This is a genomic window from Pseudomonas sp. Marseille-Q7302, from assembly GCF_965111925.1.
This window is the reverse complement of record NZ_CBCOPK010000001.1, coordinates 1,404,788-1,427,160: the sequence shown is the minus strand read 5'-3', so window position 1 is coordinate 1,427,160 and position 22,373 is coordinate 1,404,788. Positions and strand designations below refer to the sequence as shown.

Annotated in this window: 18 protein-coding genes; 14 read left to right on the top strand and 4 right to left on the bottom strand. The window is 65.8% G+C overall.

Annotated elements, in window-relative coordinates:
- Positions 1–203 precede the first annotated feature (203 nt).
- From ACWPW1_RS06560 to ACWPW1_RS06520, 9 genes are all read left to right on the top strand, one after another.
- Positions 204–1,808 (top strand): ABC transporter substrate-binding protein, encoded by a 1,605-nt coding sequence (locus ACWPW1_RS06560; RefSeq protein ID WP_454252611.1) that lies wholly within the window; start codon positions 204–206, stop codon positions 1,806–1,808.
- A 70-nt stretch (positions 1,809–1,878) separates the two neighbouring features.
- Positions 1,879–3,477 (top strand): ABC transporter substrate-binding protein, encoded by a 1,599-nt coding sequence (locus ACWPW1_RS06555; protein WP_454252610.1) that lies wholly within the window; start codon positions 1,879–1,881, stop codon positions 3,475–3,477.
- Between the two features lie 43 nt (positions 3,478–3,520).
- Positions 3,521–5,113: an ABC transporter substrate-binding protein gene (locus ACWPW1_RS06550; protein WP_434776022.1), complete on the top strand. Its 1,593-nt coding sequence runs from the start codon at positions 3,521–3,523 to the stop codon at positions 5,111–5,113.
- A 145-nt stretch (positions 5,114–5,258) separates the two neighbouring features.
- A complete protein-coding gene (locus tag ACWPW1_RS06545) occupies positions 5,259–6,677 on the top strand; it encodes an OprD family outer membrane porin (RefSeq protein ID WP_454252609.1) in 1,419 nt (472 codons plus the stop codon).
- A 360-nt stretch (positions 6,678–7,037) separates the two neighbouring features.
- Complete coding sequence (locus tag ACWPW1_RS06540) at positions 7,038–8,048, top strand: ABC transporter permease subunit (protein ID WP_323148904.1); 1,011 nt, start codon at positions 7,038–7,040, stop codon at positions 8,046–8,048.
- Between the two features lie 22 nt (positions 8,049–8,070).
- Positions 8,071–8,982: an ABC transporter permease subunit gene (locus tag ACWPW1_RS06535; protein ID WP_059313997.1), complete on the top strand. Its 912-nt coding sequence runs from the start codon at positions 8,071–8,073 to the stop codon at positions 8,980–8,982.
- Positions 8,979–10,010 carry an ABC transporter ATP-binding protein gene (locus ACWPW1_RS06530; protein ID WP_059313996.1) on the top strand — a complete coding sequence of 344 codons (1,032 nt, stop codon included), beginning with the start codon at positions 8,979–8,981 and terminating at the stop codon, positions 10,008–10,010. The genes ACWPW1_RS06535 and ACWPW1_RS06530 overlap by 4 nt, the downstream gene beginning before the upstream one ends.
- The gene (locus ACWPW1_RS06525; RefSeq protein WP_271654182.1) at positions 9,997–11,007 is read left to right on the top strand and encodes a peptide ABC transporter ATP-binding protein; all 1,011 of its coding nucleotides are present in this window, start codon (positions 9,997–9,999) and stop codon (positions 11,005–11,007) included. The genes ACWPW1_RS06530 and ACWPW1_RS06525 overlap by 14 nt, the downstream gene beginning before the upstream one ends.
- A 230-nt stretch (positions 11,008–11,237) precedes the next feature.
- Positions 11,238–11,657, top strand: a complete 420-nt coding sequence (locus ACWPW1_RS06520; protein ID WP_454252608.1) for a GNAT family acetyltransferase — start codon at positions 11,238–11,240, stop codon at positions 11,655–11,657.
- Positions 11,658–12,000: 343 nt separating this feature from the next.
- Here the strand turns inward: ACWPW1_RS06520 and ACWPW1_RS06515 are convergent, their stop codons facing one another.
- Positions 12,001–13,119, bottom strand: a complete 1,119-nt coding sequence (locus ACWPW1_RS06515) for a hypothetical protein (RefSeq protein ID WP_454252607.1) — start codon at positions 13,117–13,119, stop codon at positions 12,001–12,003.
- Positions 13,120–13,263: 144 nt separating this feature from the next.
- On the opposite strand from ACWPW1_RS06515, the gene ACWPW1_RS06510 reads away from it, so the two are divergent.
- The 5 genes from ACWPW1_RS06510 to ACWPW1_RS06490 all read left to right on the top strand — a co-directional run bounded on the left by ACWPW1_RS06510 (position 13,264) and on the right by ACWPW1_RS06490 (position 18,331).
- Positions 13,264–13,569, top strand: coding sequence for a nucleotide pyrophosphohydrolase (locus tag ACWPW1_RS06510; protein ID WP_059313992.1), 306 nt, complete (start codon positions 13,264–13,266; stop codon positions 13,567–13,569).
- Positions 13,566–14,321, top strand: a complete 756-nt coding sequence (locus tag ACWPW1_RS06505) for a methyltransferase domain-containing protein (protein WP_434776018.1) — start codon at positions 13,566–13,568, stop codon at positions 14,319–14,321. Before ACWPW1_RS06510 ends, ACWPW1_RS06505 begins: the two co-directional genes overlap by 4 nt.
- A 47-nt stretch (positions 14,322–14,368) precedes the next feature.
- Complete coding sequence (locus ACWPW1_RS06500; RefSeq protein WP_434776017.1) at positions 14,369–14,980, top strand: DUF4136 domain-containing protein; 612 nt, start codon at positions 14,369–14,371, stop codon at positions 14,978–14,980.
- Positions 14,981–15,041: 61 nt separating this feature from the next.
- A complete protein-coding gene (locus tag ACWPW1_RS06495) occupies positions 15,042–15,626 on the top strand; it encodes a DUF4136 domain-containing protein (RefSeq protein ID WP_434776016.1) in 585 nt (194 codons plus the stop codon).
- A gap of 161 nt (positions 15,627–15,787) precedes the next feature.
- Complete coding sequence (locus ACWPW1_RS06490; RefSeq protein WP_454252606.1) at positions 15,788–18,331, top strand: bifunctional diguanylate cyclase/phosphodiesterase; 2,544 nt, start codon at positions 15,788–15,790, stop codon at positions 18,329–18,331.
- Between the two features lie 4 nt (positions 18,332–18,335).
- Here ACWPW1_RS06490 and ACWPW1_RS06485 read toward each other — a convergent pair whose 3' ends face one another.
- The 3 genes from ACWPW1_RS06485 to nirB form a co-directional block, all read right to left on the bottom strand.
- Complete coding sequence (locus ACWPW1_RS06485) at positions 18,336–18,545, bottom strand: hypothetical protein (RefSeq protein ID WP_059313987.1); 210 nt, start codon at positions 18,543–18,545, stop codon at positions 18,336–18,338.
- Between the two features lie 384 nt (positions 18,546–18,929).
- Positions 18,930–19,286, bottom strand: a complete 357-nt coding sequence (gene nirD / locus ACWPW1_RS06480) for a nitrite reductase small subunit NirD (RefSeq protein ID WP_434776014.1) — start codon at positions 19,284–19,286, stop codon at positions 18,930–18,932.
- 2 nt (positions 19,287–19,288) lie between these two features.
- Positions 19,289–21,838: a nitrite reductase large subunit NirB gene (gene nirB, locus ACWPW1_RS06475; RefSeq protein ID WP_454252605.1), complete on the bottom strand. Its 2,550-nt coding sequence runs from the start codon at positions 21,836–21,838 to the stop codon at positions 19,289–19,291.
- Positions 21,839–22,373: the final 535 nt, after the last annotated feature.

Here is a 22,373-nt window from a genome sequence, read left to right as displayed (position 1 = left end):
GGTGCGCACCGATTCCACGCTGCGACATCCTGTATTACATCTTTGCGACATCTGTTTTGTGTTTGGGTCTCTTCGGGTCAATAGCTCGCCTGAGCTATGGACATGGGCATAAGCTGTGCATGTGGGCTCATCTGTCCACAAGACACCGGCATTCTGTTTCGCAACGCCACATCGTGTTGCGCCGTCCCCGACATGAGGTCTCCATGCACAAGAACGTACTCGCTGCCCTCTTCGCTTCCGGTCTGCTGGCCGGCGCACCCCTGGCCCAGGCGGCCAACCTGGTGTTCTGCTCCGAAGGCAGCCCGGCCGGCTTCGACCCGGCGCAATACACCACTGGCACCGACTGGGATGCCTCGGCCGAGACCGTGTTCAATGAACTGGTGCAGTTCGAGCGCGGCGGTACCCAGGTCAAGCCTGGCCTGGCCGAAAGCTGGGACATCAGCCCGGACAGCAAGACCTACACCTTCCATCTGCGCCAGGGCGTGAAGTTCCATACCACCGATTACTTCAAGCCGACCCGCGACTTCAATGCCGATGACGTGGTCTTCACCTTCCAGCGCATGCTGGACAAGAACCAGCCGTTCCGTAAGGCCTATCCCACCGAGTTCCCCTACTTCACCGACATGGGCCTGGACAAGAATATCGCCAAGGTCGAGAAGGTCGATGAGCACAGCGTGCGCTTCACCCTGAACGACGTCGACGCGGCCTTCCTGCAGAACGTCGCCATGCCTTTCGCTTCGATCCTGTCCGCCGAGTACGCCGATCAGCTGCTCAAGCAGGGCAAGGCCGCCGATATCAACCAGAAGCCGGTCGGCACGGGGCCCTTCGTCTTCAACCGCTACCAGAAGGATGCGGTGATCCGCTTCAAGGCCAACCCCAGCTACTGGGATAAGGAAGACGGCCCTAAGGTGGACAACCTGATCTTCTCCATCAACACCGATCCTTCCGTACGCATCCAGAAACTCAAGGCCGGCGAGTGCCAGATCACCGCCTACCCGCGCCCGGCCGACCTGGAAGGTCTGAAGAAGGACGCCAACCTGCAGATGCCGTCGCAGCCCGGCTTCAACGAAGGCTGGCTGGGCTTCAACGTCAAGCACGCGCCGCTGGACAAGATCGAGGTGCGCCAGGCGCTGGACATGGCTATCAACAAGAAGGCCATCATCGACACCGTCTACCAGGGCGCCGGTCAGGAGGCGGTCAATGCCATGCCGCCGACCCAGTGGTCCTATGACACCTCGATCAAGGCGGTGCCTTACGATCCTGCCAAAGCCAAGGCCATGCTGGAGAAGGCAGGCGTCAAGGAAGGCACTGAGATCACCCTCTGGGCCATGCCGGTGCAACGCCCCTACAACCCCAATGCTCGCCTGATGGCCGAGATGATCCAGCAGGATTGGTCCAAGGTCGGCGTCAAGGCCAGGATCGTCAGCTACGAATGGGGCGAGTACATCAAGCGTGCCCACAACGGCGAGCACGACAGCCTGTTGATCGGCTGGAGCGGCGACAACGGTGACCCGGACAACTGGCTGGGCACCAACTTCGGCTGCGACGCGGTCGGTGGCAACAACTTCTCCATGTGGTGCTACAAGCCCTACGAGGATCTGATCCAGGCTGCCAAGCGCACCACCGACCAGGCCAAGCGTACCGAGCTCTACCAGCAGGCTCAGAAGGTCATCATGGAGCAGCGCCCCCTGGCGCCCATCGCCCACTCGACCCTCTACATGCCCATGCGCAAAGAGGTCCAGGGCTTCAAGATCAGCCCCTTCGGACTGAACCAGTTCTACGGCGTCAGCGTCAGCGTCAGCAAGTGAAGCCTCTTGGCCAGGTCCGGGAGCTAGACTCCCGGCCTTGGCCATTCATTTGACTGATGGAGTGAGACCCATGCGCCTTCCCTACGCCTACTCGCTGTTGGCGGCGAGCCTGCTCGCCTGCGCTCCCCTGGCCCAGGCCGCGAGCAATCTCGTCTATTGCTCGGAAGCCAGCCCTGCCGGTTTCGATCCGGCGCAATACACCTCGGGCACCGAGTTCGATGCCTCGGCCGAAACGGTCTTCAATCGCCTGGTGCAGTTCCAGCGCGGCGGTACCACCCTGGAGCCGGGCCTGGCGACCCAATGGGACGTGAGCGCGGATGGCAAGACCTATACCTTCCACCTGCGCCAGGGCGTGAAATTCCACACCACCGACTACTTCAAGCCCACGCGCGACTTCAACGCCGACGACGTGGTCTTCACCTTCCAGCGCATGCTGGACAAGAACCAGCCGTTCCGTAAGGCCTATCCCACCGAATTCCCCTACTTCACCGACATGGGGCTGGACCAGAACATCGCCAAGGTGGCCAAGGTCGACGACCACACCGTGGTCTTCACCCTGAATAAGGTGGACGCCGCCTTCGCCGCCGACTTGGCGATGAGCTTCGCCTCCATTCAATCGGCCGAATACGCCGATCAGTTGCTCAAGGAAGGCAAGCCCGAGCTGCTCAACCAGCAGCCCATCGGCACCGGTCCCTTCGTCTTCAGTCGCTACCAGAAGGATGCGGTGATCCGCTTCAAGGGTAATCCGGACTACTGGAAGCCCGAGGACGTCAAGCTCGACAACCTGATCTTCGCCATCACCCCCGATGCCGCTACCCGCCTGCAGAAGCTCAAGGCCAACGAGTGCCAGGTCAGCGGCTATGCGCGCCCGGCGGATCTGGTGGAGATGAAGCAGGATCCTCATCTCAAGGTGCTGCAGCAGCCGGGTTTCAACGTCGGCTTCCTCGCCTACAACGTTCAGCATCCGCCGCTGGACAAGCCCGAGGTGCGCCGCGCCCTGGACATGGCCATCAACAAGCAGGCCATCGTCGACACCGTGTTCCAGGGCGCTGGCCAGGTGGCGCAGAACGTGATCCCGCCCAACCAGTGGTCCTACGACAAGAGCATCAAGGGCGCGCCCTATGATCCGACCAAGGCCCGCGCCCTGCTCAAGCAGGCCGGGATCAAGGACGGCACCGAAATCGCCCTCTGGGCCATGACCGTGCAGCGCTCTTCCAACCCCAACGCCCGCCAGTCGGCGCAGATGATCCAGCAGGACTGGGCCAAGGTCGGCATCAAGGCCAAGATCGTCAGCTACGAATGGGGCGAATACATCAAGAGAGCCAAGGCCGGCGAACACGATGTCCTGACCTATGGCTGGACCGGTGACAACGGCGATCCGGACAACTGGCTGGGCGTGCTCTATGGCTGCAGCGCCATTGGCGGCAGCAACTATGCGCGCTGGTGCGACAAGGACTACGACGCCCTCATCCAGCAGGCCAAGACCAGCAACGATCGCGCCCAGCGCACCCGTCTCTACGAGCAGGCGCAGGCGCTGATTCGCCAGCAGATGCCGGTGAGCCCCATGGCGCACTCGGTGGTGTCCCAGCCCATGCGCAAAAAGGTGCAGGGCTTCAAGATCAATCCCTTCGGCGTTACCGGTTTCTATGGCGTAAGCCTCGACCGCTGACCCTGTCCGGCCCGCCCGGCGGGCCTTTCACGAGGAGCCTTTCGTGTCCAAACCCCTGTTCTCGCTGTCTCTCGCCGCTCTCCTGTGCCTGACGGCCAATGCCGCCCTGGCGCGGCCCCTGGTGGTCTGCACCGAGGCCAATCCGGAAGGCTTCGATCCGGGTCGCTACACCTCGGGCTACACCTTCAATGCCTCGGCCACGCCGCTTTATAACCGCCTGGTGGAATTCAAGCAGGGTAGCGCCGAACTGGAGCCGGGCCTGGCCGAAAGCTGGGAGATCTCGCCCGATGGTCTGCAGTACACCTTCGCCCTGCGCCAGGGCGTGAAATTCCACACTACCGACTACTTCAAGCCCAGCCGCGACTTCAACGCCGACGACGTGGTGTTCAGCTTCGAGCGCATGCTCGACAAGAACAACCCCTGGTACAACCTCTCCCCCAGCGGCTATCCCTATGCCGCGGCCATGGAGATGGGCAGCCTGATCAAGTCCATCGAGAAGGTGGACGACAGCCATGTGCGCTTTACCCTCAACCAGCCCGAGGCGCCCTTCCTCGCCGACCTCGCCATGGCCTTCGGCTCCATCCTGTCCAAGGAATACGCCGACAGCCTGCTGGCCAGCAAGAAGACCGATGACATTAACCAGAAGCCCATCGGCACCGGTCCCTACGTCTTCCAGCGCTATGCCAAGGATTCCAATACCCGCTACAAGGTCAACCCGGACTACTTCGGCCAGAAGCCGCCGATGGATGGCCTGGTGCTGGCGGTGACCCTGGATCCCAACGTGCGTATCCAGCGGGTACGCAACAACGAGTGCCAGATCGGCCTGACGGTCAAACCGCAGGACGTGCCGATGCTCAAGCAGGACAAGCACCTCAAGCTGGCCCAGGTGGAAAGCCAGACCACCTCCTACCTGGCGATGAACACCAGGCACAAGCCGCTGAGCGATGTGCGGGTGCGCCAGGCCATCGCCATGGCCTTCGATCAGCAGAACTACCTGAAGACGGTGTTCGGCGAGGGCGGCGCCAAGGCGGCGATCAACCCCTACCCCTCCTCGCTGCTGGGCTATGCCAAGGACATCAAGCCCTGGCCCCACGACGTGGAGAAGGCCAAGGCGTTGCTCAAGGACGCCGGCTACGCCAATGGCTTCACCCTCAAGTACTACATCAGCACCGGCAGTGGTCCTGGTGGCAGTCCGGCCCTGGTGGCCCAGCTGATCCAGGGCGACCTGGCCAAGATCGGCATCAAGGCCGAGATCACCCAGTTCGAGTGGGGTGAGTTCGTCAAGCGTACCAAGGCCGGCGAGCACGACCTGATGATGATGAGCTGGACCGGCGACAATGGCGATCCGGACAACTTCCTCACCACCAACCTGAGTTGCGCGGCCGTGCAGGGTGGCGAGAACCGTTCCTTCTGGTGCGACAAGGCGTTCAACGACGCCATCGAGAAGGCCAAGCGCATCAACGATCCCGCCCAGCGCGCGGCCCTCTACGAGCAGGCCCAGCAGATCTTCCACCAGCAGATGCCCTGGATTCCGCTGGCGCACCCGCTGTTCACCGACGTCCTGCAACCCAAGGTGCAGGGCTATGTGCAGAGCCCGTTGGGGGTCTACGACTTCTCCACGGTGACCCTCGACTGATCGGCGCCTGACGCCGGAACAAACCGGGCCCGGGCGGCCCGCTCCACGACCTTACCCACCTCGCGCCAGCCTCTGGCGCGACGGGTCCGGTCGTGCCGGAAAACGCCCAGATAACAGCAAAAACAACTGCTTTGGAGCACAACCGATGACCAACCTGCACCGTGGAGGCCTTGCCCTCTCCCTGCTCACCCTGGCGCTGACCGCCCACGCCCAATCCCCGGCGCCGGAAGATCCCAGCTACGCCAACGAGGTCCAGACCCTGCCCAACGTGCAGAAGCCGGTGAAGGGCCAGGCAGGCGCCAAGGGTTTTCTGGCCGACGACAGCCTGACCCTGACCACGCGCAACTTCTTCGCCCGCGAGACCAGCTCCGATCCGATCTTCAGCTACAGCAAGAACGGCACCCGGGTGCGCACCCATTCGCGCAACACCTGGGTCCAGGCCACGGCGCTCAAGTACAGCTCTGGCTACACCCAGGGCCCGGTGGGCTTCGGCATCGACGTGGCCGGCTACCAGGCCACCAACCTGGAACGCGGCAAGGGCCGCATCGGTGGCGGCGGCAACCGTACCCTGGCCAACGCCGAGGGCGAGGGCCATGCGGAATGGTCCAAGCTGGGCATCGCCGATGCCCGCTTCCGCGTCTCCAACACCGAGCTCAAGATCGGCCGTTTCATGCTCGACACCCCGGTGATCAGCTACAACGACAACCGGCCCTTCCCCTCCGGTTTCGACGGCTTCGCGCTGACCAGCGATGAGTGGGACAACCTCTCGCTGCAGAGCGGCAGCTTCACCCGCGTCAGCCCGCGGACCGGCGCCGGCGACGAGAAGTGGACCACCGAGTACGGCACCCGCGAGGTCACCGCCGACCGCCTGAGCTTTCTCGGCGGCAACTACAAGCTGCCCCAGGGCTGGGAAGTCAGCGTGTATGGCGCCAACTTCGAAGACGTCTGGAACCAGTACTTCCTGAGCGTCACCCAGGCCGGTGGCACCCTCGACACCTTCGCCTGGAAGGCGGTGGCCAACGCCTATCGCACCGTCGACGCCGGCAGCGCCAAGGCCGGCAACATCGACAACACCGCCTGGAGCCTGGCGTTCACCGGCAGCCACCAGGCCCACAGCCTGACCCTGGCCTACCAGCAGATCGACGGCAACGAGTACTTCGACTACGCCCACGAGACCGCGGCCATCTACCTGGCCAACTCCCTGGTCTCGGACTACAACAGCCCCAACGAGAAGTCACTGCAGATCCGCTACGAGACCGACTGGAGCTACTTCGGCGTGCCCGGCCTGAGTACCGGCGTCTGGTACGCCAAGGGCTGGGACATCGACGGCACCCACTACGACGCCGGCGCCGGCAAGTACGCCAACTATGCCGAGGTCCTGCAGCAGGATGGCGAGAAGCACCGCGAGATCGGTCTGGTCACCACCTACAAGGTGCAACAGGGCACGCTCAAGGACAGCCGCTTCCGCCTGCTGCTGACCGATCACCGCGCCAGCCAGAACCAGGTCGACGGCAACGTCAAGGAACTGCGCCTGGTGTCCACCCTGCCGTTCAACCTGCTGTGATGACCAAACCCGGCAGATTTCGCGCAGCACCCGGCACTTGGCCGGGATCGCGTCGCGAACACCGGCGAAGCCCTGGCCATGTCGAAGATATCGACGCCCGTGGCAACGTGGTAGTCTGCCGGGTTTGGAGCACTGGTTCAGAACGCTCTTCGAACCTATTCGTAGGACCGAACGAGCCTGCTGCCCGCAGGTGTCGTTCGTTGCGGACCAGGATGGTCTTTTCAGGGATGAATCCAGACCCACAAGGTCTGAGAGTCAGATCAAAAGCTCATTAGCTTTTGAGCGGGCTCTCACTTAAAAACGCGGCCGGGCATGTACTCGCGCCGTCTTGATCAGCCTCAAGAGGAGATACCCCCTCCGATGCTCGCCTTCATCGCCCGTCGCTTCGGGCTGCTGATACCGACGTTCTTTGGCGTCACCCTGCTGACCTTCGCCCTGATCCGCCTCATCCCCGGCGATCCGGTGGAAGTCATGATGGGCGAACGCCGCGTCGATCCGCAGATGCACGCCGAAGCCATGCACCGCCTGGGCCTCGACAAGCCCCTGTACCAGCAGTATTTCGACTACATCGGTAATCTCGCCCAGGGCAACCTCGGCGAATCCCTGCGCAGCCGCGTCGGGGTCTGGGACGAATTCCTGACCCTGTTCCCAGCCACCCTGGAGCTTTCGGTGGCGGCCATGCTGTTCGCCACGGTGTTCGGCGTGCTGGCCGGCATCCTCGCCGCCCTGAGGCGCGGCTCCACGGTGGACCACGGGGTGATGGGCGTGGCCCTGACCGGCTACTCCATGCCGATCTTCTGGTGGGGCCTGCTGCTGATCATGCTGTTCTCGGTGCAGCTCGGCTGGACCCCGGTTTCCGGCCGCCTGGACCTGCTCTACGACATTCCGCCGCGCACCGGCTTCATGCTCATCGACACCCTGCTCTCCGACGAGCCCGGCGCCTTCATCGACGCCCTCAAGCACCTGATCCTGCCGGCCATCGTGGTGGGGACCATTCCCCTGGCGGTAATCGCCCGCATGACCCGCTCGGCCATGCTCGAAGTCCTGCGCGAGGACTATGTACGCACCGCCCGGGCCAAGGGCCTGTCGCCCAAGCGCGTAGTCTTCGTCCACGCCCTGCGCAACGCCCTGATCCCGGTCCTGACGGTGCTTGGCCTGCAGGTGGGCAGCCTGCTCTCCGGCGCGGTGCTCACCGAGACCATCTTTTCCTGGCCCGGCATCGGCAAGTGGCTGATCGAGGCCATCGGCGCCCGGGACTACCCGGTGGTGCAGAACGGCATCCTGCTGATCGCCACCCTGGTCATCCTGGTCAATTTCGTCGTGGACATCCTCTACGGCCTGGTCAATCCGCGCATCCGCCACCAGCGTTGATGCGCCCATACGGACAGAGCCTATGACAACGGTAAACACCCCGGCCGCTCAAGACCCGAGCGCCCTCTACCCCTCCCCCTTCAAGGAGTTCTGGCACGCCTTCGCCCGCAACAAGGGCGCCCTGGGCGGGCTGATCTTCATGGTCATCGTGGTGTTCTGCGCGCTCTTCGCGCCCTGGGTCGCACCCCATGCGCCCAGCGAGCAGTTCCGCGACTTCATGCTCACCCCGCCGCTGTGGCTGGACGGTGGCACCAGTCAGTTCCCCCTGGGCACCGACGAGTTGGGCCGTGACCTGCTCAGCCGGCTGATCCATGGTGCCCGGCTGTCGCTGCTGATCGGCCTGGCCTCGGTGGTCTTCTCGCTGATCCCCGGCATCCTGCTCGGGCTGATCGCCGGCTTCTCGCCCAACCGCGCCGGTCCGGTGATCATGCGCCTGATGGACATCATGCTGGCGCTGCCCTCGCTGCTGCTGGCCGTGGCCATCGTCGCCATCCTCGGCCCAGGCCTGATCAACACCGTGGTGGCCATCGCCATCGTCTCGCTGCCCTCCTATGTCCGCCTGACCCGCGCCGCGGTGATGGGCGAACTGCACCGCGACTATGTCACCGCCTCGCGGCTGGCGGGCGCCGGTACCCTGCGCCTGATGTTCGTCAGTGTGCTACCCAACTGCATGGCGCCGCTGATCGTCCAGGCCACCCTGAGCTTCTCCTCGGCGATTCTCGATGCCGCCGCCCTGGGCTTCCTCGGCCTCGGCGTGCAGCCGCCCACTCCGGAGTGGGGCACCATGCTGGCCTCGGCCCGCGACTACATCGAGCGCGCCTGGTGGGTGGTGACCCTGCCGGGTCTCGCCATCCTCTTCACCGTGCTGGCCATCAACCTGATGGGCGACGGCCTGCGCGATGCCCTCGATCCGCGTCTGAAGGTGCAGTCATGAGCCTCCTCGAAATCCAGAACCTCTCGGTCCGCTTCGGCGGCGCCGACGCCCCGCCGGTGGTGGAAGGCCTCGATCTCACGGTGGATCAGGGCGAGATCGTCGCCATCGTCGGTGAATCCGGCTCCGGCAAGTCGGTGACCATGATGGCCGTGATGGGCCTGATCGATCACCCTGGCCGTATCACCGCCGACCGCCTGACCTTCGATGGCCAGGACCTGCTCAGCCTCAAGGGTCGCCGTCGGCGTCACCTGATCGGCAAGGAGCTGTCGATGGTGTTCCAGGACCCGATGACGGCGCTCAATCCCAGCTACACCGTGGGCTTCCAGCTGGAAGAAGTGATCCGTCAGCACCTGGGTCTCAAGGGTCGCGCCGCCCGCCAGCGCGCCCTGGAGCTGCTGGAAAAGGTCGAGATCCCGGCGGCGGCCAGTCGCCTCGGCGCCTATCCGCACCAGCTGTCAGGGGGCATGAGCCAGCGCGTCGCCATCGCCATGGCCATCGCCGCCGAGCCGCGCCTGCTGATCGCCGACGAACCCACCACCGCCCTGGACGTGACCATCCAGGCGCAGATCATGGAACTGCTGGTCAACCTGCAGCGTGACGAGGGCATGGGGCTGATCCTCATCACCCACGACCTCGCCGTGGTGGCCGAGACCGCCCAGCGCGTGGTGGTGATGTATGCCGGCCAGGCGGTGGAGAAAGGCGTGGTGCCGACGCTGTTCGACGCGCCCGCCCACCCCTACACCGAAGCCCTGCTCGCGGCCATTCCCGAGCATAGCCAGACGGACCGCCTGCACACCCTGCCCGGCATCGTGCCCGGTCGCTACGACCGGCCGGCCGGCTGCCTGCTCAGCCCGCGCTGCCCCTATGTGCAGCCGCGCTGCCAGGAGCGTCCGGCGCTGGAGCCCTACGACCGCGGAGCGGTGCGCTGCTTCTTCCCGCGCAATGTCGGCCCGGGCGAGGCGCCCGAAGTGCTGCCCGAACATCAACGTCCCAGTCAGCTGCCGGAGGATCGCCATGGCGCCGTCTGAAGCCACCGTCCTCGAAACCCCTGTCACCCAGGGGAACGTGCTCGAAGCCCGCGACCTGACCCAGCACTATCAGCTGTCCCGCGGCCTGTTCAAGGACAACGCCACGGTCAAGGCGCTCAACGGCGTCTCCTTCGACCTCCAGGCCGGACGCACCCTGGCCGTGGTGGGGGAGTCCGGCTGCGGCAAGTCCACCCTGGCCCGCGCCCTGACCCTGATCGAGCAGCCCACTACCGGCAGCCTGGTCATTGGTGGCCAGGACGTCGCCAAGGCCGATGCCGCCCGCCGCAAGGAGCTGCGCCGCGAGGTGCAGATGGTGTTCCAGAATCCCTATGCCTCGCTCAATCCGCGGCGCAAGATCGGCGATCAGCTGGCCGAACCGCTGCAGATCAACACCAGCCTCTCGCGCGCTGAAAGACGCGAGAAGGTCCAGGCGATGATGCAGCAGGTGGGGTTGCGGCCGGAGCACTACCAGCGCTATCCGCACATGTTCTCCGGCGGCCAGCGCCAGCGCATCGCCGTGGCTCGCGCCATGATGCTGCAGCCCAAGGTGCTGGTGGCGGACGAGCCGACCTCGGCGCTGGACGTCTCCATCCAGGCGCAGGTGCTCAACCTGTTCATGGATCTGCAGCAGCAGTACCGCACGGCCTATGTGTTCATCTCCCACAACCTCTCGGTGGTGCGCCATATCGCCGACGAGGTGATGGTGATGTACCTCGGCTGCATCGTCGAAAAGACCAGTCGCGACCTGCTGTTCGAGCGGCCCCTGCATCCCTATACCCAGATGCTGCTGTCGGCCACCCCGAGCCTGCACCCGGATCCGAGCAAGCCGCGCATCCGCATCCAGGGCGAACTGCCCAACCCGCTGGATCCGCCACCCGGTTGCGTCTTCCACCGTCGCTGCCCCTATGCGACGGAGAAGTGCAAGACCGAGGTGCCGGCGCTGCGCAACGTGGAAGCCCGCCAGGTGGCCTGCCACTATGCGGAGAACTTTCTCTAGCGGCTTCTGACGTCTCAATCCCGGCCACGGCAGTCCGCTGATGCGCCCGCTCCTACTGACGCCGATCCGTAGGAGCAACGCTCTTATCGCGGCCATGGGCCGCTCCTACAGGATGTCAAAACCCGTAGGAGCGGCCCATGGCCGCGATAGCGCCGTCAAAGCCAGCACCCTCCTCGAAGCCCACAACCCTGCCTGTTATCTTTGAGCTCCGCCCCCTTGCCGAACTCCCCATGCACATCCGCCCTTTCCAGCCCGCCGACACCGAGGCCATCGTCAGTCTCTGGCAGGTCTGCGGCCTGACCCGCCCCTGGAACGATCCCTACCGCGACATCCAGCGCAAGCTGGCCGAGCAGCCGGAATTGTTCCTCGTAGGCGAAGTGGATGGCATCCTCATGGCCAACGCCATGCTCGGCACCGACGGCCATCGCGGCTGGCTCTATTACCTCGCCGTGGCACCGGAGCATCAGCGCCGCGGCCATGCGCGCCGCCTGGTAGAGATCGCCGAACGGCTGCTGGCCGAAAGAGGCTGTCCCAAGCTGCAACTGATGGTACGGCGGGACAACGCGGCGATCATCGGCTTCTATACCGCCCTGGGCTATGCCGAGGCCGAGGTCGTCACCCTGGGCAAGCGGCTGATCGCCGACGAGTAGAGGTGGATGAAGGGCGGCTTTCCGCCGCAAATACCTCATTGCCAGTGGAAAACGCTTTGCGGTTTTCCACGCTACGGGCTGACGGCGACCGTAGGGTGGGTAACGGCGCAGCCTTACCCACGCGGGACCTTCCTTCCCGGTGGAAACCGCCATGCAGTTCTCCGCGCTACGACTGCTTTTGTAGGCTGGACCGAGACAGCTCTATGGTCGAAGCCCAACGGGAGCCTCGTTGGGCTTCGCTGCGCTCAGCGCCAACCTACTGCTGCTTGGTCGACCACCGCGTAGGTTGGGTTGAGACGCCTTCATCGTCGAAGCCCAACCTTACCCGGCGCCAACCTAGGCCTCAGTGCGGCAGCAATCCCACCCGCGGCCCCGGATGTTTCCGGACTTCGGCGTAGGGCACCAGGGTGCCGCCGGGCTCGTCGCAGCTGCGAGCAGCGCGGTAGAAGGTTGGGCCCAGGTAGAGCCCCTTGGTCGTCAGGTACCAGGGGGCGAATTGCCAGACATCGGCACTGCGATAGTCGCAGCCGTCGCCATTGGCCGGCGCCTGCATCAACTCCGGATACAGCCGGGTGAAGAGCCGGACCACCCAGGGTGCCAGGGTCTTTTCCCGATAGTCCGTCAGCGCCTGGGAATAGCGGTCGTCCGCCGCCGGCCGGATCGGCGCACCGCGGCCCAGCCAGAGGACATCCTCCAGCGCCAGTTCGCGGCCGCTCTTGAGATCCAGGGTCAGGGGCGCGCTGCCGAAATCCGGATGAGCCGCACCGCTGCAGCTGTATTCGCTGAACAGGTTGACGCTGAGCACCCGCTCGGTGAGCAATTGAGGGGTCACGGTCAGGCTATGGTCGCCGTCACTGCCGATGCAGCTCAGGTGAGCGTCCACCTCCTGCCAGAGGCGTTCACGCAAGACGCCGTTGGCCGCCTCGCTGGCGCCGTCCACGGTGAACAACCGCATGCCCGAGACCGGCTCGCGCCACCAGCGCAGGCCACGGCCCATGAAGGTCTGACGCTCGCCCTGCACCAGGCTCAGTCCCTGCAGCCGGCGATATTCGTAGGGGTCTTCCTGGCGCAGCTTCTGGCGATAGCTACCCGTGTCCACGGCCTCGGCCAGGTGCAGCGGCGCCAGCGCGATGGGCAAGGTCTTGCCCTCACCATTCCAGGTACCGGTCCAGCGTCCGTCGCTACCTCGGGCCAGTGCCCAGCGGGCCTTGGGTCCGTCCTGCCAGGGCGCCCCCTCCTCCAGCTCAAGCTGGTCGCCCCGCTGCGCCGGACCGCTCAGGCGCAGATCGCGACGATAGCGTTCGTAAAAATAGCGACCATAGGCTTCGTCGTTGGCCGCGGGATCGACGTCCACCACCACCCTGGCTTGCCCCAGGGTGCCCTCCAGCAGCAGCCGTTCGGCATGGGCAGTGCCGGTGATCATGGTCAGGGCCAGCAACAGTCCGGACAGGCGAAATTTCATCAGGTCTCCAGCAGCCAACGTCAGGGGGAGGCCTCAGGGTAGAGCAGTCGGCCTGGGCTGTCGCCGGCCGCCGTCAGCCAGGACACTGCCGTCCGCCGGGCCAGCCATGGGAGAATGGTGGTTTATCGACGCCTCCGGACGCCCATGGACCTCCCTGCCCTGCTCACCCGCCTGCACGCCATCCGCGATGCCAACGCCTGGCGGCGTTATCACAACCCCAAGAACCTGGCGATGGCCGCCAGTGTCGAGATGGCCGAGCTGGTGGAGATCTTCCAGTGGAAGAGCGATGCCGAGGCCCGCGCGCTGAGCGCCACTGAGCGCGAACACGCCGGCCAGGAAATCGCCGACGTGCTGCTCTATCTGCTGCAACTGGGCAGCGAACTGGAGCTGGACGTGGAACAGGCGGTGCTGGCCAAGCTGGCCGACAACGAGAGGCGCTTCCTGCCGTGAGCGATACCTTCTTCGACGACCGCGCCACCCGCTTCGCCGCCAACATCTATGGCGGCACCAAGGGCGCCATCCGCCTGGCCGTGCTGCAGGCGGATCTCGCCGAGGTGCTGCCGCAACGCCCGCTGCGGGTGCTGGACGTCGGTGCCGGCCTCGGCCACATGAGTCTTTGGCTGGCCCAGCAGGGTCATGCGGTGACCCTGGCCGAGCCGTCGGCGCCCATGCTCGCCGGCGCCCAGGAGGCCTTCGCGGCCGCCGGCTTGCGGGCCGATTGGCTGGCGCTGCCCTGGCAGGAGTTGCCCGCCTTCGCCGAACCCTTCGACCTGGTGCTCTGCCACGCGGTGCTGGAATGGCTGGAGACGCCCACGGCGATCCTGCCGACGCTGCAGCGCTGCCTGGCCACCGACGGCTGGCTGTCCCTGGCCTTCTACAACCGTGACGCCCTGATCTATCGCAATCTGCTCAAGGGCCATTTTCGCAAGCTCAAGCGGGGCGACTATGCGGGCGAGGGTCGCCGTGGTCTCACGCCGCAACAGCCCCTCGATCCCCGCGAGGTCGAGGCCTGGCTGGCGCCGGACTGGCAGATCCAGGCGCGCAGCGGCGTACGGGTCTTTCACGACTACATGCCGCTGGAATTCCAGGCTCGCGCCAACGGCGAGGAGCTGGTGGCCATGGAACTGGCCCACCGACGGCACCCGGCCTTCGCCGGTCTCGGCCGCTATCTGCATTGGCTCTGCCAACCTGAGGCAGGATAACGCCGGGCGCGGTATGCTCTGGCCAGCATTCCTTCGAGGAACCGGTCATGCGTCGCCCCCTGCTCTGCCTGTCGCTCGCGCTGCTCGCCCTGGCCGGTTGCCAGAGTCCCAACCCCTATGTCGCCAGCAGCCTACCGGAGGCCTCGGCACCGGTATCGCCGCAGCAGGATCCAGCAGCCTATCCGGCGGCGCCCACCGATTGGAGTCGTTATCGCACCTGGCGCTGGGCACCCGGTGCCGCCGTGGTCAGCGGTGGCCTGGATGGGCAGACCGTACAGCAGGCAGTGGCCGATGGCCTCGACCAGCGCGGCCTGCGGCCGGCACTCGGGGGTGCCCGTGCCGATCTGCAGGTCCGTGCCCGCCTCACCCAGCAGCAGCGCAGCGAGCAGTACACCGACTACTACGACACCAACTATGGCTACGGCGGCTATGGGCCCTACGGTTACGGGCCTGGCTATGGCGCCACGGTCGGCCAGGCGCGGACCCGTACCCGCACCTTTTTGGTGGACGTGCTGGAGGTTGAATTGCTCGACCCCACCAGTGGCCGGGTGCTCTGGCATTCGGCCGCCGAACAGGCCACCGGGGGCAACGGCAGCGAACGCGTGCGTGCCTTGAGAGATACCACCCGCCGCCTGTTGGCCAACTATCCGCCGAGCTGAGGGGATAAGTCGCCCTTAAGCCAGTCCAAGCAGACTAGTGCGCTCACCCAGAGGTTCGCCCATGAAACGCTGTCTCCTGCTGCTGTCGGTCCTGCTGCTGGCGGCCTGTGCCGAGCGGGGACCCCGCAACCTGGACTATGACGCCAGCCGCGATTTCGCCGCCTATCGCAGCTGGAGCTGGGCCGATCCAGCCATCGAGTACCGACCCAACGATCCCCGGGTGCGCAGCGACCTCACCGAGCAGCGCCTGTGCGACTCGGTCAGCGGCGGCCTCGACCAGCGTGGGCTGCGCCCCGCTGCGACAGGCACGCGGCCAGACCTCAGGATCAAGCTCTATGTGATCCTCGACCAGCGTCAGCAGAGCTACAGCTATGCCGACCCCTACTGGGGTCCGGGCTGGGGTGGCCCTTGGGGCTCCGCCTGGGGCCCGGGCCCCTGGGGACCGAGCTATGTGCGCACCCAGACCGTCACCTATCCGGTGATGACGGTGCAGCTCGACATGCTCGACGGCCGCGACGGCAAACTGGTCTGGCGTGCCAGCGAAGAGCGGCTGCTGGACGACCAGAACGCCACGCCCGCCCAACGCAGTGCCGGATTTGGCCGTCTGATCAACGAACTGCTGATCGGCTATCCGCCGCGTCCTTGAGCGGTCGACCGTCCGGGCAGCTCAGCGCTGCCCCTAGTCCGATGATGAGCAGACGTCTGTTAGCCAGTCGCCGATAATGGCACCTGGCCAGATATTCCTCGCGCCGTCTTTGGCCACCGCGCAGGAAATCTGACCGTCGTCCAGCGCCGCCCAGGTCCCTCATGTCGTCAACCCCCATCGCCACCCGTCGCAGTCACGCCCTGTTGCTGCGCCTGTTTCCGGTCATTTGCGCCCTGCCGATCCTGCTCGGCATCGGCTGCTACCTGCTGATCAAGACCGCCTCCAGCCAGGACGCCGATGTCCAGCAGCGGGCGCGGACCTATATCACCCGCACCCTGGAGCAGGTGGAAAACGAGATCGGCCATAACATCATCAACTATGCCAAGTGGGGCGAGGCCTACAAGCACCTGCACCTGAAGGTCGATCGCTTCTGGGCCAACGAGGAGCGTAACGTTGGCGACATTCCCTATGAGCTCTATGGCTACAACGGCGTCTTCGTGCTGGATCCCCAGGACCGTACCGTCTATGCCGTGATCGACGGGCAGCCAACGGAGCGCACGGCCGCGCAATGGCTGGAAGGGGATCTCACTGCCCTGCTGGCGGCGACTCGCCAGCGACCTGGAGAAACCGAAAGCCTGGTGCGGATCCTGAGTGTCGGCGGCGTCCCTGCGCTGGTCGCCGCCGCCACCATCACGCCGGGCGCGAGCTATGGCGTCACGCCGGGCGCCGGCGTGCCCTCGGTGATGCTGTTCGTCAATGTGCTCGACCCTGCGACCCTGGCTCATCTCAGCGACACCTACGGGCTGCCGACGCTGCAGGCCTCCCGGCTGCCTCTGCCCGATCATGAATCCCTGCGCCCGCTGGATTCACCGCTGTTGCTCAACTGGCAACCCCCACGGCCCGGCGCCCAGTTGCTGCGCCGGACGCTACCGGTGTTCCTGGCCGGGGTGCTGTTGCTCGGCCTGGTGCTGGCGCTGCTGATCCGCCATGCGCTGAATTCGGCCCGGCAGCTCGACCAGCAGTTCGATGCCCTGGTCACCAGCCAAACGGAGCTGAGTCGCAGCGAACGCCGCTTTCGCGAGCTCGCCGAGGCGGCCTCCGACTGGCTCTGGGAAAGCGATGCCGAAGGCCGCATCGCCTATCTGTCCGAACGCTTCGCCCGCATCACCGGGCATGCGCCTGGCAGCTGGCTCGGTCGGCCGCTCGCGGAGCTGTTCAGCACCGAGACGACCAGCCTGGCTGACTGGCTCTTGGACAACGCTCGACACCTCGACGAGCGTCAGGTGCTGCGCTGCCATTATCGTGACCGTCTCGGCCATTCCCGGGTCTGCGAAATCACCGCCCGTCCCTTGCCCAAGGGTGCGGGTTTTCGTGGAACCGCCAGTGACATCACCGCCGCGGTCAACGCCCAGGCCGAAATCGAGCACCTGTCGCAACACGATAGCCTGACCGGGCTGGCCAACCGGTTGCAGTTGCAGCACTACCTGGCCGCTCAACTGGCGCAACCCAGCACGCCGCTCACCCTGCTCAGTCTGGACCTGGATCGCTTCAAACCGATCAACGATAGCCTCGGCCACGCCGCCGGTGACCGGGTGCTGCAGGAAATCGCCCGTCGTCTGCAAGCCAGCCTGAGGCCCGGCGGCCTGGTGGCGCGGCTGGGCGGCGATGAATTCATCGTGGTGCTGCTCGGTCACCTGGATGCCACGACGGTCGACCAGATCTGTGCCCGGCTGGTAACCGCCATCGCCCGGCCGATCCTGCTGGACGAGCAGACCGTCAGCGTCGGGACCAGCATCGGCATCGCCCAGGCGCCGGGCCAGGCCGATCAGGTCGAGGAATTGCTGCGGCTGGCCGACATCGCGCTCTACCAGGCCAAGGCCGCGGGCCGCAACGGCTGGTGCTTTCATGCGCCGGCCATGGACGCCGAGCTCAGCCAGCGTCGTGATCTGGAACAGGAACTGCGCCAGGCGCTGGCGCGTGACCAGCTGCGCCTGAGCTACCTGCCCCGCCGGAGCGTCGCCGATGGTGGCCTATGCGGTGTCGAGGTCCAGGTGCAGTGGGCCCACCCGGTACGCGGACTGTTGCCTCCGGACGCCTTTTTGCCCCTGGCCGAAGAGCTTGGCCTTGGTGCTTCCCTGGCAATCTGGCTGCTGGAGGGCGCCTGTCGCAGCGCGGCTACCTGGCCCCTGCCCCTGAAGCTGGTGGTCAGTCTGTCGCCACGCCAATTCGCCGCTGCCGGGGAGCTGCTGGAAGCGGTCGCCCAGACCGTGCAGGCGACTGGCCTGGCAGCGGAACGGCTGGAGCTGCAGCTTCCGGACACGCTGCTACATGCCGACTGTGATCAGCAACTGGACCACCTTCAAGCGCTCAAGGCGCTGGGGGTGCGTCTGAGCCTGGCCGACTTCGGCAGGGGTCTCACCGCCTTCGAGGCACTGCGCCAGCCGTGGCTGGACGGCATCAGCCTCGATAGCCGCGTGGTCACCCACCCGGAACGTCAGCACGCCGACGCGGCTATCGCACAAGCCCTGATCGGCCTCGGACGAACCTTGGGCCTCAAGGTGGCGGCGACGGACGTCGAGACGCCAGGCCAGTTGCATTGGCTGCAAACGCAGCACTGCGATGAAGTCCAGGGCGCGCTGGTCGGCCACGCCCTGTCTGCCAGCGAGCTGACGGCGCTGCTGGACACGGAGCTACGGGCTGGTTGACCGTCTAGAGGCGCTCCAGCCACCCCAGATCGCCACCGCGGGCTGGCACCGGATAGCAGCCATAAGGCGCGTAGCCGTGGGTGCAGACCGGATCGGCGCGCAAGGCGGGTTCGCCCACCGGTTGCGCGCGCCAGCCTTCCAGCAGGGCCACGGCGGCCAGGGCCAGCAGCAGGGTGATGAACAGTGCGGAGCGAAGGGTTCTTGTCAGGCGCATGGTGATCTCCCGCGGGGCGATTGCCAGGCTCGGGCGGATAGCGTCCCCGCTCCTTGAGTATCGTCCCGTCCGAGGGTTTTCGCCTGCCTGGACCGGCACCTATCGCGCAACACTGCACTGCCGGGGGTGCAACAGTCAGTCGCAGTAGGCGCGGTGATCACCCGGACAGGGCTGCGCCGTTGTCCAGGCTACGCGAATAGCGCCGTGCCGCGCCGTACCGCCCCCTATCTCTCCGGGAGAGGGTTGGGGTGAGTGTCACTTGGTATCGCGTCAGCTATTCCCGGACAAGGCTGCGCCGTTGTCCAGGCTACGCGAATAGCTCCGCGCCACGCCGTACCGCCCCCTCTCCCTTCGGGAGAGGGTTGGGGTGAGGGCCAAGCCGCCTCAGGCGATTTCCACCCGCTCCCCATTCAACCGTACCGCCCAGGTGGGCAGCGCCTGCTCGGGATACTCCAGGCAGCCGCCATCCGCCAGGCGGAAATGCTGCTTGTACAGTGGCGAGGCGATCACCAGATCCTGGCCCAGCTGGCCGACGATGCCACGGCCGATGACGTTGGCACCGGACTTGGGATCGCGGTTGCCCACGGCAAAGACCTTCTGCTCGGTATCGGGCAGGTAGAACAGCGCCACCTGCTCGCCCTCGTGCAGGGCCACCACGCCGGACTGGGGCACCAGGTCGGCCAGGCTGCACAGGGGTTGCCAGGTGGGTTGCAGGGCGTGGGCGGTATTGGTCTGGGTCATGGTCAAGCCTCCTCGGTAACGGCGATGAGCTGAAGTTCGTGGTGACGCGCCGGTCGGCGCTGGCCACGTTCCTTGACGAAGTGAATGTCCGGGTCGTTGCCGCGCTGGTTGACGAAGGTACGGAAGCGTTTGAGCTTGTCGGGGTCGTTCAGGGCGTTGGCCCATTCGCATTCGTAGCGATCCACCACCAGCTGCATCTGAGCTTCCAGCTCAATGCCCAGGCCCAGGCTGTCTTCGATGATCACTTGCTTGAGGTAATCGAGACCGCCCTCCAGGGATTCGCGCCACACCGAGGTGCGCTGCAGGCGGTCGGCGGTGCGGATGTAGAACATCAGCAGGCGGTCGATGTAGCGGATCAGGGTCTCGTCATCCAGGTCGGTGGCGAACAGCTCGGCATGGCGCGGACGCATGCCGCCGTTGCCGCAGACATAGAGATTCCAGCCGTTCTCGGTGGCGATCACGCCGATGTCCTTGCTCTGGGCCTCGGCGCATTCGCGGGTGCAGCCGCTCACCGCGAACTTGAGCTTGTGCGGCGCGCGCAGACCCTTGTAGCGGTGCTCGATGTTCAGCGCCATCTTGACGCTGTCCTGCACCCCGTAGCGGCACCAGGTACTGCCCACGCAGCTCTTCACCGTGCGGGTCGACTTGCCGTAGGCATGGCCGGTCTCGAAGCCGGCGGCGATCAGCTCGCCCCAGATGTCCGGCAGCTCGTGCAATTGGGCGCCGAAGAGATCGATGCGCTGGCCGCCGGTGATCTTGGTGTAGAGGTCGTATTTCTTCGCCACCTGACCGATGGCGATCAGGCCTTCCGGGCTGATCTCGCCACCCGGGATGCGTGGCACCACCGAATAGGTGCCGTTCTTCTGCATGTTGGCCATGAAGGTGTCGTTGGTGTCCTGCAGCGGCACCAGGTGCGGAGCTGTGATGGGCGCGTTCCAGCAGGAGGCCAGGACGTTGGCCACCGCCGGCTTGCAGATATCGCAGCCATGGTGGCCGCGACCGTGGCGCGCCAGCAGCTCGTCGAAGCTCTGGATGCCTTCCACCCGCACCAGGTGATAGAGCTCCTGGCGGGTATGGGCGAAGTGTTCGCAGAGACTCTTGTCCACCGCGACGCCCCGGGCGACCAGTTCGTGCTCGAACACCTGCTTGACCAGCGCCGCGCAGCCGCCGCAACCGGTGGCGGCCTTGGTGCAGCTCTTGATGCCGGCGAGATCGGTGCAGCCGGCGTCGATGGCGGCGCAGACCGCGCCCTTGGTGACGTTGTGGCAGGAGCAGAGGGTGGCGGTGGCCGGCAGGGCGTCGGCGCCCAGGGTCGGGGCGCCCTCGCCCACCGGCATGATCAGGCTGGCCGGATCCTGGGGCAGCGGGATGCCATTCTGGGCGTATTGCAGCAGAGTATCGTAGTAGCTGTTGTCGCCCACCAGTACGGCGCCGAGGACGTGCTTGCCATCGGCGGAGACCACCAGGCGACGGTAGCTGGCGCTGGCTTCGTCGATGTAGCGATAGCTGCGGGCGCCTGGGGTGGCGCCGTGGGCATCACCGATGGAGCCCACGTCCACGCCCAGCAGCTTGAGCTTGGTGGACATGTCGGCGCCGGTGAAGGGCGTGCCCTGGCCGTGGCAGAGGGTGGCGGATACCAGGCGCGCCATCTGGTAGCCCGGCGCGACCAGGCCGAAGACGCTGCCATTCCAGGCGGCGCACTCGCCAATGGCGTGGATGAAGGGATCGCTGGTCAGGCAGCCGTTATCCACCGCCACCCCGCCGCGGGGGCCGAGCTCCAGGCCGCAGCTGCGGGCCAGGGCGTCCTGGGGCCGGATGCCGGCGGAAAACAGGATCAGGTCGGTCTCGAGGAAATCCTCGCCGGCGAAGTTCATGCGGTAGCGGTACTCGCTGCCGGCGGTGATGTTCTGGGTAGCCTTGGACAGATGCACGCCCACGCCCAGGTCCTCGATACGCTGCTTGAGCGCGGCGCCACCGAGATCGTCCAGCTGCACCGGCATCAGCCGTGGGGCGAATTCCACCACATGGGCTTCCAGGCCCAGAGACTTCAGGGCATTGGCCGCCTCTAGCCCTAGCAGGCCGCCGCCCACCACCACGCCGCGGCGCGCCCTGGCAGCGGCCAGGCGGATGGTGTCCAGGTCGTCCAGGGTGCGATAAACCAGGCGCGAGTCACCCTCGGCTCCCTCGATGGGTGGCACGAAGGGATAGGAACCGGTGGCCAGCACCAGGCGGTCGTAGCCAAAGGCGCCTTCAGAAGTCAGCACCTCACGCTGTTCGCGGTCGATGGCGGTCACCGCGCAGCCCAGGTGCAGCACCAGACCGGGCACGGCATAGAGGCCGGCCTCGCTCATGGCCAGGGATTCGGCGTCACGACCGGCGAAGTATTCCGAGAGGTGTACCCGATCATAGGCGCGCTGACGTTCTTCGCCGAAGACGTGGATCTCGTAGTGGTCCAGGGCGCCGGCCGCCAGCAGCTGCTCGACGAGGTGATGGCCGACCATGCCGTTGCCGACGACGATCAGGCGTTCTTTGCGGGTCACGATGCTGTTCATGGAGGCTATCCCCCGGCCGGGGCCAATCAGGTTGAGTCGCGGCAAATAAAAAGGCGCCTGAAACCTTGCGGTCTCAGGCGCCTTTGCCTGTTCTGGTAGGGAGGAGCGCCAGGCGCTGCTCCGTGCCCGTCGCCTGCAGTGGCTGTCGATCGCCGTTGATCGACCGGGCGACCCGAATGGACGGGTCTGCCAAGGCTTCTGCATCGGCTGTGCCAGTTTCGCCTGATGGCCTATATATCCGAAGCTGGCGCGGCCTGCAGCCGGCAAAGGGGACTGCCGCCCACGTTCCGGATGCGTGCCAGCCGGAACCACAACGGTGCAGGGCAAGGCCTGCCTGCCCCGTCACGGCGCACCTCGACCAAGAGGGAAGCGACCTCGATCAGCGCCGCTGGCACCCCGCCAGACCAGCAGTGATGCGCTCCCTGAGCGCGCCGGACCGAGCTGGCGCGAGCCTTGCTAAATCCCCGGCATGGAGCGGTCAACGCCGATCGCCCCCTTCACGACAAAGGCGCCGTGTTTGCCTCCCCCCAGGGAG

What these genes read in the sequence shown, in the direction of transcription:
- ACWPW1_RS06490 (WP_454252606.1), top strand. Translation starts at nt 15,788, where the DNA reads ATGTCGTCAACCCCCATCGCCACCCGTCGCAGTCACGCCCTGTTGCTG.
- ACWPW1_RS06545 (WP_454252609.1), top strand. Translation starts at nt 5,259, where the DNA reads ATGACCAACCTGCACCGTGGAGGCCTTGCCCTCTCCCTGCTCACCCTG.
- nirB (WP_454252605.1), bottom strand. Translation starts at nt 21,838, where the DNA reads ATGAACAGCATCGTGACCCGCAAAGAACGCCTGATCGTCGTCGGCAAC.
- ACWPW1_RS06510 (WP_059313992.1), top strand. Translation starts at nt 13,264, where the DNA reads ATGGACCTCCCTGCCCTGCTCACCCGCCTGCACGCCATCCGCGATGCC.
- ACWPW1_RS06485 (WP_059313987.1), bottom strand. Translation starts at nt 18,545, where the DNA reads ATGCGCCTGACAAGAACCCTTCGCTCCGCACTGTTCATCACCCTGCTG.
- ACWPW1_RS06535 (WP_059313997.1), top strand. Translation starts at nt 8,071, where the DNA reads ATGACAACGGTAAACACCCCGGCCGCTCAAGACCCGAGCGCCCTCTAC.
- ACWPW1_RS06560 (WP_454252611.1), top strand. Translation starts at nt 204, where the DNA reads ATGCACAAGAACGTACTCGCTGCCCTCTTCGCTTCCGGTCTGCTGGCC.
- ACWPW1_RS06555 (WP_454252610.1), top strand. Translation starts at nt 1,879, where the DNA reads ATGCGCCTTCCCTACGCCTACTCGCTGTTGGCGGCGAGCCTGCTCGCC.
- ACWPW1_RS06500 (WP_434776017.1), top strand. Translation starts at nt 14,369, where the DNA reads ATGCGTCGCCCCCTGCTCTGCCTGTCGCTCGCGCTGCTCGCCCTGGCC.
- ACWPW1_RS06530 (WP_059313996.1), top strand. Translation starts at nt 8,979, where the DNA reads ATGAGCCTCCTCGAAATCCAGAACCTCTCGGTCCGCTTCGGCGGCGCC.
- ACWPW1_RS06540 (WP_323148904.1), top strand. Translation starts at nt 7,038, where the DNA reads ATGCTCGCCTTCATCGCCCGTCGCTTCGGGCTGCTGATACCGACGTTC.
- nirD (WP_434776014.1), bottom strand. Translation starts at nt 19,286, where the DNA reads ATGACCCAGACCAATACCGCCCACGCCCTGCAACCCACCTGGCAACCC.
- ACWPW1_RS06495 (WP_434776016.1), top strand. Translation starts at nt 15,042, where the DNA reads ATGAAACGCTGTCTCCTGCTGCTGTCGGTCCTGCTGCTGGCGGCCTGT.
- ACWPW1_RS06525 (WP_271654182.1), top strand. Translation starts at nt 9,997, where the DNA reads ATGGCGCCGTCTGAAGCCACCGTCCTCGAAACCCCTGTCACCCAGGGG.
- ACWPW1_RS06515 (WP_454252607.1), bottom strand. Translation starts at nt 13,119, where the DNA reads ATGAAATTTCGCCTGTCCGGACTGTTGCTGGCCCTGACCATGATCACC.
- ACWPW1_RS06520 (WP_454252608.1), top strand. Translation starts at nt 11,238, where the DNA reads ATGCACATCCGCCCTTTCCAGCCCGCCGACACCGAGGCCATCGTCAGT.